The organism is Ectothiorhodospira mobilis (assembly GCF_016584115.1).
GTDB classification, from domain to species: Bacteria; Pseudomonadota; Gammaproteobacteria; order Ectothiorhodospirales; family Ectothiorhodospiraceae; genus Ectothiorhodospira; species Ectothiorhodospira mobilis.
Genome location: NZ_NRSK01000045.1, coordinates 1 through 14,998, shown reverse-complemented (window position 1 = coordinate 14,998; position 14,998 = coordinate 1). Strand labels below are relative to the sequence as shown.

11 protein-coding genes and 7 tRNA genes are annotated in these 14,998 nt (G+C 66.4%); 1 reads left to right on the top strand and 17 read right to left on the bottom strand.

The genetic code is table 11. The features are described from left to right. Both CKO33_RS12590 and CKO33_RS12585 read right to left on the bottom strand, forming a co-directional pair. The coding region (locus tag CKO33_RS12590; protein WP_200182581.1) for an ABC transporter permease family protein at positions 1-887 on the bottom strand (887 nt) is incomplete at its 3' end. A 3-nt stretch (positions 888-890) separates the two neighbouring features. Next, positions 891-2,774 (bottom strand): peptide-binding protein, encoded by a 1,884-nt coding sequence (locus tag CKO33_RS12585; protein ID WP_200182580.1) that lies wholly within the window; start codon positions 2,772-2,774, stop codon positions 891-893. 168 nt (positions 2,775-2,942) lie between these two features. Between CKO33_RS12585 and CKO33_RS12580 the strand changes: the two genes are divergently transcribed. Continuing rightward, positions 2,943-3,731 carry an enoyl-ACP reductase FabI gene (locus tag CKO33_RS12580; protein ID WP_200182579.1) on the top strand — a complete coding sequence of 263 codons (789 nt, stop codon included), beginning with the start codon at positions 2,943-2,945 and terminating at the stop codon, positions 3,729-3,731. Between the two features lie 65 nt (positions 3,732-3,796). On the opposite strand, the gene CKO33_RS12575 is transcribed toward CKO33_RS12580, so the two are convergent. The 15 genes from CKO33_RS12575 to CKO33_RS12505 form a co-directional block, all read right to left on the bottom strand. Continuing rightward, positions 3,797-5,692 carry a SurA N-terminal domain-containing protein gene (locus CKO33_RS12575; RefSeq protein WP_200182578.1) on the bottom strand — a complete coding sequence of 632 codons (1,896 nt, stop codon included), beginning with the start codon at positions 5,690-5,692 and terminating at the stop codon, positions 3,797-3,799. Between the two features lie 147 nt (positions 5,693-5,839). Then, positions 5,840-5,916, bottom strand: a tRNA-Asp gene (locus CKO33_RS12570). Positions 5,917-5,933: 17 nt separating this feature from the next. Further along, positions 5,934-6,009, bottom strand: a tRNA-Val gene (locus CKO33_RS12565). Between the two features lie 13 nt (positions 6,010-6,022). Further along, entirely contained in the window at positions 6,023-6,295 is a 273-nt protein-coding gene (gene hbs / locus CKO33_RS12560; protein ID WP_090483772.1) for a non-specific DNA-binding protein Hbs, read from the bottom strand. Positions 6,296-6,593: 298 nt separating this feature from the next. Beyond that, positions 6,594-9,035 (bottom strand): endopeptidase La, encoded by a 2,442-nt coding sequence (gene lon / locus CKO33_RS12555; protein ID WP_200182582.1) that lies wholly within the window; start codon positions 9,033-9,035, stop codon positions 6,594-6,596. A 231-nt stretch (positions 9,036-9,266) separates the two neighbouring features. Further along, positions 9,267-10,544: an ATP-dependent Clp protease ATP-binding subunit ClpX gene (clpX, locus tag CKO33_RS12550; protein WP_200182577.1), complete on the bottom strand. Its 1,278-nt coding sequence runs from the start codon at positions 10,542-10,544 to the stop codon at positions 9,267-9,269. An 81-nt stretch (positions 10,545-10,625) separates the two neighbouring features. Next, positions 10,626-11,273, bottom strand: coding sequence for an ATP-dependent Clp endopeptidase proteolytic subunit ClpP (gene clpP / locus CKO33_RS12545; protein WP_200182576.1), 648 nt, complete (start codon positions 11,271-11,273; stop codon positions 10,626-10,628). Further along, positions 11,270-12,577 (bottom strand): trigger factor, encoded by a 1,308-nt coding sequence (gene tig / locus CKO33_RS12540; protein WP_200182575.1) that lies wholly within the window; start codon positions 12,575-12,577, stop codon positions 11,270-11,272. The genes clpP and tig overlap by 4 nt, the downstream gene beginning before the upstream one ends. Before the next feature lie 113 nt (positions 12,578-12,690). Continuing rightward, positions 12,691-12,775: transfer RNA gene (locus CKO33_RS12535), tRNA-Leu, on the bottom strand. A 164-nt stretch (positions 12,776-12,939) separates the two neighbouring features. Beyond that, positions 12,940-13,015: transfer RNA gene (locus tag CKO33_RS12530), tRNA-Lys, on the bottom strand. Between the two features lie 32 nt (positions 13,016-13,047). Next, a tRNA-His gene (locus CKO33_RS12525) sits at positions 13,048-13,123 on the bottom strand. Positions 13,124-13,160: 37 nt separating this feature from the next. Further along, a tRNA-Arg gene (locus CKO33_RS12520) sits at positions 13,161-13,237 on the bottom strand. A 27-nt stretch (positions 13,238-13,264) separates the two neighbouring features. Continuing rightward, positions 13,265-13,341: transfer RNA gene (locus tag CKO33_RS12515), tRNA-Pro, on the bottom strand. A 50-nt stretch (positions 13,342-13,391) separates the two neighbouring features. Continuing rightward, a complete protein-coding gene (pssA, locus tag CKO33_RS12510; RefSeq protein WP_200182574.1) occupies positions 13,392-14,189 on the bottom strand; it encodes a CDP-diacylglycerol--serine O-phosphatidyltransferase in 798 nt (265 codons plus the stop codon). After that, a complete protein-coding gene (locus CKO33_RS12505; RefSeq protein WP_200182573.1) occupies positions 14,186-14,815 on the bottom strand; it encodes a phosphatidylserine decarboxylase in 630 nt (209 codons plus the stop codon). The genes pssA and CKO33_RS12505 overlap by 4 nt, the downstream gene beginning before the upstream one ends. Positions 14,816-14,998: the final 183 nt, after the last annotated feature.

The following is a 14,998-nucleotide window of genomic DNA, read 5'->3' as shown; positions in this document are numbered from 1 at the left end:
CCCCCCAGGAGCAGCACCCGCAGGGCCGGACCGGACACGGCGGTGATCAGGGCCAGTCCACCGCCGAGCAGGGCCCCCAGAAACAGGTGCAGCCCCGGCCCCGCCCCTGCCTGCTGCGCGGCCATGAGGCCGCCCAGCAGCACCCCGAGAAATCCCGCCGTGCCGGACCGTACCCGCCGCGGCGCGTACAGGGCCAGGGCCACCAGGGCCGCCGTGCAGACCCCGGTCAGGACCAGGAGCAGCAACAGGTCCGTCATCCGGGGCCAGTGGGGCATGAAGGGCATGGCCGCCGCCTCCAGGGTGCTCAGCCCCCCGGTGGGGAACCAGTGCCAGTACTGCTCCGAGGCCAAAAGACCGATCATCAGCACCCCGGCGAGCATGGTGGGGACCGACCACAGCCCCAGGAGGACGATGCCCGAGGCGGTGTCGAAACGGCCGCCCCGGGCGGTGGCGGCACGCACCCCCACGGCGATGGCCACGCTGTAGATGAGGGGGATGGAGAGGATGTTCAGCAACAGGGTGACCGGCAGGCGCTCGGCGATGAGGTCCGCCACCGGGCGACCGTAGCGGAAGCTGGTGCCCAGGTCCGGGCCCTTCCAGAGGGAGAACCCCGACAGCCGCCCCTCCCCGTCCATGGTGAATCCCACGGGGGAGACATTGTTGAGCCAGCGCAGGTACTGCACCGGTAACGGCCGGTCCAGGCCGTACATGCGGTTGTAGTAGTCCTCCATGGCCTGCTTCGCCTGGGGTTCCAGGTTCAGCCCCTCCACCAGGGACTGGGCGCTGATCCCCCCCGGGGCCGCGGCCATGATGGCGAACACCACCACGGTGATCCCCAGCAGGGTGGGCACCATCAGCAGCAGACGCCGGAGCAGGTAGGTGAACACGGGTCAGCGGGTATAGCGCTGGCGGTCCGCGGGGACGAAGACCTCCATGGGCACCACCCCCAGGTTCAGCCCCAGGCGGGTCTTTTCCAGGTTGGCGATGCGGTCGTCCACGAACACCAGGCTCTGGTTACGCAGCAGGAAGGTGTAGGGCTGATCCCGGTGCAGGATCCGCTCCACCTCGTGCCAGAGGCGCATGCGTTGCGCCTCATCGATGGTGGCGCGGGCGCGCTCGATGCGCCGGTCCAGCTCCGGGTTCTCGTAGCCGATGAAGTTGTCCCCGCCGGACACGGTCTGGCTGGAATGGAACATCTGGTAGACGTCCGTCTCCACGCCCCCGGTCCAGCCCAGGGTGATGGCATCGAAATCCTTGCGGTTGAGCCGGTCCAGCATCACGGACCACTCACTGGGCCGGGGATTCAGGAGGATCCCGGCACGGGCATAGAGGTCCCGCAGGAAGAGCACGATGCGCCGCGTGTCCTGGTTGCCCTGGAAGAAGATCAGATCGAACTCGAAGGGCCGCCCCTCGGGGTCCTCCAGCACGCCGTCCCCGTCCCGGTCCTGAAATCCCGCCTCCGCCAGCAGCTTCCGGGCCTGTTCCGGGTCGTAGGGATAGGGTTCCAGATCGGGATCGTGCTGCGGGGTCCTGGGATTGAAGGGACTGACGGCCGGCTCGGCGTAGCCCAGCATGATCTCGTCCACCAGGCGCTGCAGATCCGTCAGATGGCTCATGGCGCGGCGCACGCGGGCATCGGCAAAGGGGGTGGGCTCGCCGCTGCGGCGCTGGTTCCAGCCGATGTAGCTGTATCCCGCGGCGGGGCTCATGTACTCGAAATGGCGGGTGCGGTCGGTAAGGCCCTCGTCTTCCTGCAGTTGTCGGTACTCCCGGGGCCGGGCGGTGTAGACGTCCAGATCCCCGTTGCGGAAGGTGGTGAGCCGGGCACTGTCATTCTCGATCACCCGCCATACCAGACGCTCAAAGGGGGGCTCCACCGGACCCCAGTAGCGGGGATTGCGCTCCAGGATCACCCGCCCCTGGTCCGGGCGCCAGCCCCGGGGATCGGACATGCGATAGGGCCCGGAACCCAGCAGGAGGCCCCGGGAACGGTTGAAGGCCTCGGGATCCTCCAGGTAGGGGGCATAGAAATGCTCCGGCAGGATGGACATCCCCCCCGCCAGGGCCAGGCTGTTGAAATAGGGCTCGGCGAAGGTGAAGGCCACCCGGTGCGGCCCCAGGGCCTCCACCCGCTCCACCTTTTCCAGATAGGCCCGCTGCCGGGGTGCGGCGATGGCCTCGGTCATGATGAAGCGGTAGGTGAAGGCCACGTCCCCGGCGGTGAGGGGCTCCCCGTCGGAGAACTTCAATCCCCGGCGCAGCTGGAAGGTCAGGGTCAGGCCGTCCTCGCTGAAGGACCAGTCCCGGGCCAGCAGACCCTGCCACTCCAGGGTATCCGGGTCCCGCACCAGCAGGGATTCCAGCACATACTGCTGCACCTCGCTGGCGTAGGCATCGCTGGACACCAGGGGGGTGAGGGTGGAGGGGCCCGCCGGCAGGGCCCGCACCAGCCAGTCCCCCCGGGCATAGGCCGGCAGGGCCGCGGCCGCGGCGGCCCGCCGGAAGGCCGGTGCCATGCCCCCCTCTTTTGGCACTGCGCCGCCTTTTGCACCGTCCCCGGCGCCGGCCAGCACCACCCCCTCCCGCAGCTGCTCCTCCAGATCCTGCACGGCGGCGCGGATGCGGCGCAGGTCCTCGGCCTGTTCCTCCATGACCTTTTGCATATCCCCCATGCGCTGCCACTGCCGGTCCACCTGGTACATCCCCAGGATCACCAGCAGGAGGATCAGCAGCAGCAGGGCCGGGCCCAGGAAATCTCTGGAGCGTTTGTCCATATGCGCATCGGTTTGCAGGGCGTTGTGGCCCAAGTCTCGGGGTTTCGCCGGCGGCCCGCAAGGGGACCGGCCCCCGATCCCCAGGACGGGGGGATCGTAGTATCATGATGGGTTTCATCGGGGCAGCGCCCCGACATCCATGAACCATCAGAACACGGGAGAAACCGCATGGGCTTCATGACCGGCAAACGGGTGCTGATCGTCGGCCTCGCCAGCAACCGCTCCATCGCCTACGGCATCGCCAAGGCCATGGCGCGGGAGGGGGCGGAACTGGCGTTCACCTACCAGAACGAACGCCTCCGGGAGCGGGTCACCAAGCTGGCCGCCGAGTTCGGTTCCGACATCGTCCTGCCCTGCGACGTGGAGAGCGATCAGCAGATCCAGGAGGTCTTCACGCAGCTCCAGGGGCAATGGGATGGCCTGGATGGCCTGGTCCACTCCGTGGCCTTCGCCCCCAAGGAGGCCCTGGAGGGGGACTTTCTGGAGGGCATGAGCCGCGAGGCCTTCGCCAAGGCCCTGGATGTGAGCAGCTACAGCCTGGTGGCCCTGGCCAGGGCGGCCCGCCCCATGATGCAGGGGCGGGATGCGGCCATCCTCACCCTGTCCTACCTGGGGGCCGTGCGCGCCATGCCCAATTACAACCTCATGGGGGTGGCCAAGGCGGCCCTGGAGGCCAATGTGCGCTACCTGGCCTACAGCCTGGGCCCCGAGGGGATCCGCGCCAACGCCATCTCCGCCGGCCCCATCCGCACCCTGGCCGCCGCCGGCATCGGGGATTTCCGCAAGATGCTGGATCACGTGGAGCAGAACGCCCCCCTGCGCCGCAACGTCAGCATCGAGCAGGTGGGCAACGCCGCCGCCTTCCTCTGCTCCGACCTGGCCTCGGGCATCACCGGGGAGATCACCTACGTGGATTCCGGTTACAGCACCGTGGGTCTGGGCTCGGCGGAACTCTGACCCACCGGGGCCGCGTCGCGGCCCCCTCCCCCACCTGCAAGGGATACCCCGCCCCGTTCCGGGTTTCAGAGACGGTCGCGGTGGATCTCGATGTCCGCCCCGTTCTCCAGGTGGCGCAGCACCGCCTCAAACTCCGCCGATCCCTGGACGCGACGCAGATGCTCCCGGGCCCGGGAGCGCTGCTCCCCGTCCGGCTCCGGTGTCTTCACGGCATGCAGTTGCACCAGGGCATAATCCCCGGCCTCCAGGGAAACCCCCGTGACGGCCCCTGCCCCGTCCAGGGCAAAGGCGGCCTCCCGCACCCGGGCGGGTGCGGCATCGCTGTTGCGGCGCAGCTGCAGGCGTTCCACTGTCACATCCACCGGCAGGGTCGCCGCGACCGCCTCCAAAGGCTCCCCCGCGCGGACCGCTTTCAGGAGGTCACGGCCGGCCGCCTCGGCGGCCTCCCCCGCCTCCTGGGTACGGATGCGCTCGCGGATCCGGTCCTCCACCGCCTCCAGCGGCCGGGGACGGGACGGTTCGTGGCGGGCCACCCGCAGGATCACGGCACGACCATCGGATAGTTCGATCAGCTCACTGTTCTGCCCCTCCTGCAGTACCTGGGACGAGAAGGCCGCCTTGCGCACCGCCTCCAGGGTGCCGATGCCCTCCCCCTGCGTACGGGTGATCCAGCCGGAGCGCTGGATCTCCAGTCCCGTGGCCGCGACGGCCGGCTCCAGGCTGCGGGGATGCTCGAAGGCCTGGGTCATGAGCCGTTCATGCAATTCCATCAGGCGGGATTCGGCCCTGCGCGCCCGCAGGTCCGCCTCCAGGCGCTCGCGCACCGCCTCGAAGGGCTCGGTCTGCGGCGGGCGCACCGACTCCAGCTTCAGCAGGTGGAACCCCTCCGCGGTACGCACGGGATGGCTCACCTCGCCGGGCGCCATGGTGAACAGCACCCCGTCCAGGGCATTGCCCAGATCCCCCCGCTGCAACCAGCCCAGATCGCCCCCCTCGCCGGCGGTCAGGCGATCATCGGAGACCTCCCGGGCCACCTTGCCGAAGGATTCCCCATTCTGAACGCGGTCGCGCGCCTCCCGGGCCGCTTCGCGGGCCGCCTGCACGGCATCCTCATCGGCTCCTTCCGGCACGCGGATAAGGATCTGGGCGGCACGGCGTTCCTCGGGGGTGGTGAAGCGATCCCGCTGCATCTCGTACTGCCGACGCAGCTCCGCCCCGGAGATCGACAGGTCCTCCTCCAGGACCTCTGGATCCAGCAGGACATAGTCCAGACGCACCCGTTCGGGGGCCCGGAAGCGGTCCCGGTGCGCGTTATAGTAGGCCTGTACCGCTTCGTCCCCGATCTCCTCCCTGGGCGGGGCCCAGGCCGGGGCGGGCAGATGCAGGTGGTCCACCTCCCGCACCTGCAGGGCCAGATCCAGGTAGTGGGCCACCCGCGCGGCGGTGACCGGCGTGGTCTCGCGCACCCCGGCCTCCAGCTGCTCCAGTACCAGCCCCCGGGCCAGATCCGCCTCGAAGGCCTGGGGGGTCAGGCGCTGGGCCTCCAGGATGCGGGCATAGCGCTCTGCATCGAAGGTGCCGTCCTGCTGGAATACCGGGATGCGGGCCAGCTCCCGGGCCACGGCCTGGGCACTGACCCGATAGCCGCGTTCCCGTGCCGTCTGGCGCAGGAGTTCCCGCCGGATCAGGGTCTGCAGGGCCTGGTCCCGCAGGGCCCCCTCGTCCAGCGCCCCTTCGGGCAGACGGCCGCCGAAGAGCTGGGCCAGGCGGTCCCGCTGCTGCCGCAGCTCCTGTTGCAGGGCCTGCTGGGTCACGGGTTCGCCATTCACCTCGGCCACCACCTGCCGCCCGCTGCCACCGAAGTAGCTGTCCACGCCCCACAGCGCAAAGGGGATGGCGATCAGGATGATGATCGTGTAGGCGATCCAGCCGGTCGCCTTGTCGCGGATCTTCTGAAGCATGGGGAAACGGATTCATCCATTGCGGGTGAGGCCGACCATGATACCCAAAACGGGCGCTGGATTCGCGGGGGGTCGGTTGCCCCCATGGGGACAATAGGCAATAAAAAAGCCCGACCCTGCTGGTTCAGGGACGGGCTTTCTCAAAGATGGCGGAGCGGACGGGACTCGAACCCGCGACCCCCGGCGTGACAGGCCGGTATTCTAACCAACTGAACTACCGCTCCAGATTTGAACTGCACCTTGGTGGGTGCTGAGGGGTTCGAACCCCCGACATTCGCCTTGTAAGGGCGACGCTCTACCAACTGAGCTAAGCACCCCAACGAAAGGCCACTAGTTTACAGCATCTTTAAGCGCTTTACCAGCCTTGAAACTGGGAACTTTCGATGCCGGGATCTCGATGGTGTCGCCGGTGCGCGGGTTGCGGCCACTGCGGGCGTCACGCTGCCGCACCAGGAAGGTACCGAAGCCGACGATCGTCACCTGATCACCTTGGCGCAGTGTATCAGAAATGACATCGATAAGGGAATCCACGGCCCGGGCGGCCGCGGCCTTGGGCAGATCGGCGGAGCTGGCCACGGCGTCGATGAGTTCGGATTTATTCATTCAGGAGTACCTTTGGTTAGGCATGTACGGAGGCACGTCGCAGTCGTGTCGGCTTACGACGGATAAAACCAACCGGTGCGCCGGACGGGATCCGGCGACGTGCACACGGTATTCAGGGTGTTGGCTGTACGCCTGGGCAAGAAACGCGAACGTTATACCAAGGCGATTTCAGGGCTGTCAACAAGGCCTGGCGCGGCCCTGGAGACCGCTCACGACGGCCGGCCCCCCGGCCGGCGTGAGCGGCACAGCATACACACCGGGGCCCCATGGGCCCCGGCGATGCCCCCTTGCGGGGATTTCAGTGGTGCGGGACCCGCTTCTGGGATCCCTTACGCCCCGCCTTGGGGGGCAGATCGGGCTTGTCCCCCTCGGGGGCCTCCACCACGCCCTTGGGCCGTTCCTTCAGGGCGATGGCCAGCACCTCGTCGATCCAGCGCACACTGCGGATGTCCAGCCGGCTCTTGATGTTCTTGGGGATCTCCACCAGGTCCTTCTCGTTCTCCTCGGGGATGAGGACCGTGGTGATCCCGCCCCGGTGGGCCGCCAGCAACTTCTCCTTGAGCCCACCGATGGGCAGGACCTCACCCCGCAGGGTGATCTCCCCGGTCATGGCCACATCGGAACGCACGGGGATACCGGTGAGGGCGGAGACGATGGCGGTGCACATGCCGATGCCGGCGCTGGGACCGTCCTTGGGGGTGGCCCCTTCCGGTACGTGGATGTGGATGTCCTTCTTCTCGTGGAAGTCCTCGTTGATCCCCAGGACCTGGCTGCGGCTGCGCACCACGGTCATGGCGGCCTGGATGGACTCCTGCATCACATCCCCCAGCTTGCCGGTCTGGATGCACTTGCCCTTGCCGGGCACCACGGCGGCCTCGATGGTGAGCAGTTCGCCCCCCACCTCGGTCCAGGCCAGGCCGGTGACCTGCCCCACCTGATCCTTTTCCTCGGCCACCCCGTAACGGTGACGGCGCACCCCCAGGTACTTGTCCAGATTCTTCGGCGTGATCAGGGTCTTGCGATCCGAGTCCTTGAGCAGATGGTTCTTCACCACCTTGCGGCAGACCTGGGAGATCTCCCGTTCCAGGTTGCGTACCCCGGACTCCCGGGTGTAGTAGCGGATAATATCCCGGATGGCCGCCTCGCTGATCACCAGCTCGCCCTCCTTGAGGCCATTGTTCTTCACCTGTTTGGGCAGCAGGTAGCTCTGGGCGATGCTGGTCTTTTCGTCCTCGGTGTAGCCCGGGATGCGGATCACCTCCATGCGGTCCAGCAGGGGGCCGGGGATGTTCAGGCTGTTGGCGGTGGCCACGAACATGGTGTCCGAGAGATCGAATTCCACCTCCAGGTAGTGGTCCACGAAGGTGCTGTTCTGCTCCGGATCCAGCACCTCCAGCAGGGCCGAGGCCGGATCGCCCCGGAAATCCATGGCCATCTTGTCGATCTCATCCAGCAGGAACAGCGGATTACGCGTACCCACCTTGGACAGGTTCTGCACGATCTTGCCCGGCAGGGCGCCGATGTAGGTGCGCCGGTGGCCACGGATCTCCGCCTCGTCCCGCACACCGCCCAGGGACATGCGCGTGAACTTGCGGTTGGTGGCTCGGGCGATGGAGCGGCCCAGGGAGGTCTTGCCCACCCCCGGGGGACCCACCAGGCAGAGGATGGGCCCCTTGAGCTTGCGCACCCGCTGCTGCACGGCCAGGTATTCCAGGATGCGCTCCTTCACCTTCTCCAGACCGTAGTGGTCCTCGTCCAGGACCCGCTGAGCCCCGGCGATGTCGTTGCGCACCTTGGAACGCTTCTTCCAGGGCGCGCTGGTGAGCCATTCCACGTAGTTGCGCACCACCGTGGCCTCGGCGGACATGGGGGACATCATCTTCAGCTTGTTCAGCTCCGCCTGGGCCTTCTGCCGCGCCTCCTTGGGCATGCCCGCCTTGTCGATGCGCTGCTGCAGCTCCTCGAATTCGTTGGGCACATCCTCCAGATCCCCCAGTTCCTTCTGGATGGCCTTCATCTGCTCGTTGAGATAGTACTCCCGCTGGCTCTTTTCCATCTGCTGCTTGACGCGGCCACGGATGCGCTTCTCGATCTGCAGGATGTCGATCTCCCCCTCGATGAGGGACATCAGGTGCTCCAGCCGGGTACGCACATCCTCAATCTCGAGGATCTTCTGCTTTTCCTCGATCTTCAGGGACATGTGGGCAGCGATGGTGTCCGCCAGCCGGGCGGGATCGTCGATACCCGCCAGGGAGGTGAGGATCTCCGGCGGGATCTTCTTGTTCAACTTCACGTACTGGTCGAAGAGGTTGAGCACGGAACGGGTGAGGACCTCCATCTCCCGTTCATCCACGCTGGACTCCGGCCGGATGGGGCTGATCTCGGCGGAGAAATGGGCCTCGCTGTCGCTGAGCTCCACCACCCGGGCGCGCTCCGCCCCCTCCACCAGGACCTTGATGGTGCCGTCGGGGAGCTTGAGCAGTTGCAGGATGGTGGACAGGGTCCCCACGCGGTGGATCTCCTGGGCGGAAGGCTCATCCACCTCGGCGCTCTTCTGGGCCACCAGCAGGATCTGCTTGTTGGCGGCCATGGCCGTATCCAGGGCGCGGATGGATTTCTCCCGGCCGACGAACAGCGGGATCACCATGTGCGGGTAGACCACCACATCGCGCAGGGGCAGCACGGGCACCGTCTGCAGGGGCTCGTCGATGACTGCCTGGGTCTTGGGTTCGTTATCCATGGTGCTTGATCTCATGTCGATTCGGTGACGGGTCCCCCGAAGGACCCCCGGTTCCGGGATTGGCACGCGCCAATATCTACATTCATGGGTATGTCATGGGCGAAATCAAGGACCCGGGACGCAAAAAGATGCTCCGGGGGGGCCGATGGCCCGGGAATACGGAGGGGAACACGGGGAGATGGGCCCCCGGGGCCGGGGGCCCGGGACGGCATACCGTCCCGGGGGTATAGGTCAATCGTCCGAGGCGGCCTTCTGATAGTCGGAGTTCTCGTAGATCAGATAGGGTTTGGCATCCCCGAGGATGACCGCGTCGTCGATCACCACCTTGGAGACCCCCTCCGTGGAGGGGATGTCGTACATGCTGTCCAGGAGGACCTGTTCGAGGATGGTGCGCAGCCCCCGGGCCCCGGTCTTGCGTTCCATGGCACGACGGGCCACGGCCCGCAGGGCGTCCTCGCGGAACTCGATCTCCACCCCCTCCATGTCGAACAGGCGGTGATACTGCTTCACCAGGGCGTTCTTGGGTTCGGTGAGGATGCGGATCAGGGCGTCCTCATCCAGTTCCTCCAGGGTGGCCACCAGCGGCAGACGACCGACAAACTCGGGGATCAGGCCGAACTTGATCAAATCCTCCGGCTCGACACTGAACAGCACCTGGGAATCGGAGCGGGATTCGTCCTTGGCCTTGATCTCGGCCGAGAACCCGATGCCGCCCTTCTCCGTGCGGTCGCGGATCACCTTCTCCAGTCCGGCGAAGGCCCCGCCCACGATGAACAGGATGTTCTTGGTGTCCACCTGCAGGAATTCCTGCTGGGGGTGCTTGCGCCCCCCCTGGGGCGGCACCGAGGCCACCGTGCCCTCGATGAGCTTGAGCAGGGCCTGCTGCACCCCCTCGCCGGAGACGTCCCGGGTGATGGAGGGGTTATCCGATTTACGGGAGATCTTGTCGATCTCATCGATGTAGACGATGCCCGTCTGGGCCTTCTCCACGTCGTAGTCGCACTTCTGCAGCAGCTTCTGGATGATGTTCTCCACATCCTCGCCCACATACCCCGCCTCGGTGAGGGTGGTGGCATCGGCGATGGTGAAGGGCACATTCAGCAGCCGGGCCAGGGTCTCGGCCAGCAGGGTCTTGCCCGATCCGGTGGGACCGATCAGGAGGATATTACTCTTGGCCAGTTCCACATCGTCCCGACCCTGGCGCGCCTCCAACCGCTTGTAGTGGTTATAGACGGCCACCGAGAGGATCTTCTTGGCCCGCTCCTGGCCGATGACGTATTCGTCCAGGATCTGGCGGATCTCATGGGGGGTCGGCAACTTGCTGCCGCTGGCCGCGGCCTGCTCCTGCATCTCCTCGCGGATGATGTCATTGCACAGTTCCACGCACTCGTCGCAGATGAAAACCGACGGACCCGCGATCAGCTTACGCACCTCGTGCTGACTCTTGCCGCAGAACGAGCAGTAGAGCAGCTTGCCGCTGTCGGGCTCCTTACCTTTCTTGTCGCTCATCAGCCGACCTCGTGTGATACCGTTCGATGACACCTTGCCCCTTTTGGGACACGGATGCAAGAAGCCGCCGGGGCCCCGACCTCACTGGCCCTCGGCGGGGGCGCGGGTCTCCAGGACGCTGTCCACGATGCCGTAGTCGCGGCTCTCGAAGGCCCCCAGGAAGCGGTCCCGATCCGTGTCCTCGGCGATGCGTTCCACCGGCTGGCCGGTGTGGCGGGAGAGGATATTGTTCAGTTGATCCCGGACCTTGAGGATTTCGCGGGCATGGATGTCGATGTCCGTGGCCTGACCCTGGAACCCCCCCAGGGGCTGATGGATCATGACCCGGGAATGGGGCAGGCAGTAGCGCTTGCCCGGGGCCCCGCCGGCCAGGAGCACGGCCCCCATGCTGGCCGCCTGGCCGATGCACAGGGTGCTCACGTCCGGCTTGATGAACTGCATGGTGTCGTAGATGGCCAGGCCCGCCGTCACCACACCGCCGGGGGAGTTGATGTACAGGCTGATGTCCTTGTCCGGATTCTCCGACTCCAGAAAGAGCATCTGGGCCACGATCACGTTGGCCATGTAGTCCTCCACGGGACCCACGGCGAAGATCACGCGTTCCTTGAGCAGGCGCGAGTAGATGTCGTAGGCCCGCTCCCCGCGGGCCGTCTGTTCCACCACCATGGGCACCAGGTTCAGGGCCTGGGTGTCCTGGGCGCCGCCACTGGTCAGTTTGCCTTCATTCATGAGGATTCATTCTCCGGGGACGGGTTCATGAGGGCATCGAAGCTGGTGGGTTCATCGTTCACCTGACACTGCTGCAGGACCCAGTCCACCACCTGCTGCTCCAGGACCATGGCCTCCAGGGTCTCCATGGCCTGCTTGTTGCTGCGGTAGTAGCTGATCACCTGCTGGGGGTCCTGATAGCTGGAGGCCATGGATTCCAGTTCCGCCTGCACCCGCTCCGGGTCCACCTGGATCTCCTGGCGGCGGACGATCTCGCGGATCACCAGCCCCAGGATCACCCGTCGCCGGGCCTCGTCGCGGTAGCCCTCGTCGGCGTTCTCCCCTTCCTGGGCGGCGCCGTACCGGCCCTGGGCCTGTTCCTTCAGGCGGTTGATCTCCTCCTTCACCAGGGACTCGGGCACCTCGATGGGGTTGCGCTCCAGGAGGGCGTCCATCACCTGGTCCTTGATGCGGGCCTTCACCGCCTGGTTCATCTCCCGCTCCATGTTGCCGCGCACCTCCTGACGCAGCTTCTCCACCCCGCCCTCTTCGATGCCGAAGGCACGGGCGAAGTCCTCGTCCACCTCGGGCAGGCGCCCCTCGCGCACGTGTTTGACCCGGATGGAGAAGACCGCTTCGCGTCCCGCCAGGTTCCCGGCCGGATAGTCCTCCGGGAAGGTCACCCGGATGGATTTCTCCTCCCCCGGCTGCACGCCCGTAAGCTGTTCCTCGAAGCCCGGGATCATGCGCCCGGCCCCCAGTTCGATGGCCATGTCCTCGCCCTTGTTGCCGTCGAAGGGCTCATCATCGATGGTGCCCTCGAAGTCGATCACCACCTGGTCCCCGTCGGCGGCGGGACGCTCCACGTCATCCCATTCCCGGCGCTGGCGGCGCAGGGAGTCGATCACCCGGTCCACATCGGCGTCGCTCACCTCCACCTGCGGCCGCTGGATGGCCACGCCGCTCATGTCGGCCGGTTCCACCTCGGGGAAGACCTCGAAGGTGGCCACGTATTCCAGGGCCTGGCCGGCCTCCATGGAGCGGGGCTCGATCTCCGGTGCCCCGGCGGGGACGATCTTCTCCTGGGTCAGGGCCTCATGATAGGAGGTCTGCAGCAGTTCGCTCACCACCTCCTGGTAGACCCCGTCGCCGTACCGTTTCTTGACCACCTTGAAGGGCACCTTGCCGGGGCGGAAACCGTCGATCCGCACCCGCTTGGTCAGCGACTGGAGGCGCCGATCCACTTCGTCCTGGACGCGCTCGGCAGGGACCTGCACCGTCATCCGGCGCTCCAGACTGCTCAGGGACTCCACTGATACTTGCATGGATTGCAAACCTCTTCGCCTCTGCTTCTCTTGAATCCTAGGGGGTGGGACCGCGGCGGCCGACCATGCCGCACGGGCGTGTCATGCGGGCGCGGCGGCCGATGGATGTTCGATGGTGCGAAAGGAGAGACTCGAACTCTCACGGGTTGCCCCACTGGAACCTAAATCCAGCGCGTCTACCAGTTCCGCCACTTTCGCACGGGACGATCCACTCAAATCGTGTGACATCAATTATACAAGGAGACCGGCGGCTCCATAACCCGCCGCGGGTCCGGGGGATGGATGCAAAAAGGGCCCGGCATTGGCCGGGCCCTGGCAGTGTCCCCGGGCAACGGTCAGGAGCGTTGCCCGGGGCGGGTGTTTGGTGGGCCGTGAAGGACTCGAACCTTCAACCAATGGATTAAGAGTCCACTGCTCTACCAATTGAGCTAACGGCCCTGAAACGACAGAACCCCGAAGGGTTCAGGAACTGGGGTGGCCGACGGGATTCGAACCCGCGACAACCGGAATCACAATCCGGGACTCTACCATCTGAGCTACGGCCACCATCGTTCTGCTGTTTCCGCATCCGCCGCCCCGTGTATGGCGCGCCCGGCAGGACTCGAACCTGCAACCCTCGGCTTAGAAGGCCGATGCTCTATCCAATTGAGCTACGGGCGCGGAGCCTTCACGCCGCTTGCGGGCTGATGGTCGGGGTAGAGGGATTCGAACCCCCGACATCCTGCTCCCAAAGCAGGCGCGCTACCAGACTGCGCTATACCCCGGAGTCTCCCGAGCATCGCGTGCAGCCGGGGCGATGCGGAAGTTGGGTATATTAGTCTCGATTCTTCGCGGCGTCAATGTGTGCAGCGGCCCGTTCCCGGCAGGCCCGCTCCGCCCGCAGCAGGCGCTTGCGGCGCCAACGGTGCAGCACCCAGGCCGGGCCGGAAAGGGCATAGAGCACAAACCCCGTCCACAGCACCTTGGCCGGATCCAGGGCCGTGAGCATGACGGCGAACACCATGGCCAGGAGGGCGAAGAAGGGCACCCGGTTGCGAAAGTCCACGTCCTTGAAACTGAAATAGGTGACGTTGCTCACCATGGCCAGACCTGCCAGCACCGCCAGCACGAAGGCCGGAATCGCCAGAATTTCGCCGGACACACCCAGATCATGCCAGACCCAGACCATGCCCATGAGCACGGCCGCGGCGGAGGGGCTGGGCAGCCCCTGGAAGAAGCGCTTGTCCGAGACCCCCGCCTTGATATTGAAGCGGGCCAGGCGCAGGGCCGTGGCCGCGATATAAAAGAAGGTGGCCACCCAGCCCAACTGACCCAGGCCGTTCAGGGCCCAGAGGTAGAGCACCAGGGCCGGGGCCACGCCGAAAGAGACCATGTCGGCCATGGAATCGTACTCGGCGCCGAAGCGGGTCTGGGTGTGGGTGAGCCGCGCGATGCGTCCGTCCACCCCATCCAGCACCATGGCCACGAAGACGGCGACGGCGGCGCGGGTGAAATCGGCATCCATGGCCGCCAGGATGGCATAGCAGCCGGCGAACAGGGCCGCCGTGGTGAACAGGTTCGGCAGCAGGTAGATGCCACGGGACACAGAGGATCGACGGGGAATCCCGTTCACACCGGACCTCCGGGGTGCTTGTGCACCAGGGTGGCGAGCACCCCGCTGCCGGCCAGGACCCGGCTGCCGGGAGTCACCTCGGCCCGGGCCGAGGCGGGCAGATAGAGATCCACCACCCGGCCGAAACCGAGAAAACCGCAACGGCGGCCCTGCCCCAGGCGGTCACCGGTGGTCACCGGGCAGCGCATGAGATGGGGCCAGTCGCGACAGTTCACCGTCAGCACCACGTCATCCTGCTCGTCCGTGGTGAGCCAGAGCCCGAAGCGGCTGCCCTTCTCCATGCGATGGTGTGCTGCCGGCCGCCAATAGCGCTGCACCCTGCCCTCCACCGGGCTGTGCAGGTTGAACTCGCCGCCACGCCCCTGGCGCAGGGTGATGCACAGGGCATCCCGGTCCAGGAACGGGTCGCGGCACTCCCCCACCCGCTCCACCACGGCATCCACGGGGCTGACCACCCCCAGGGGGCGGGGCGGAATCTCCCGGGGAAGACTACGAAAGAGGAAGCCCCCCGCCAGCAGCAGGAGCCAGCCGGGCAGTGCCCAGGGACCCAGCGCCAGATGGGCGATGGCCACCAGCACGGCCAGGGCGGCAAGATAGGGGCGTCCTTCTGGGGCGATGGGCAGCATGGGAGATCCGGGTGTTCAAGGCCGCCTATTCTCCACGATCCGGCCGGTGGAAACCAACCGGGAGCCTTGTCCAACGACACATGAGCCTGAAGGAGGGACGTGATTCCAGCGTGAAGTGAGCCTGAAGGCGGTCGGGGTTTGGGATCATCGGAGGATGATCCTCATGCTCAAGACCCAAGGACT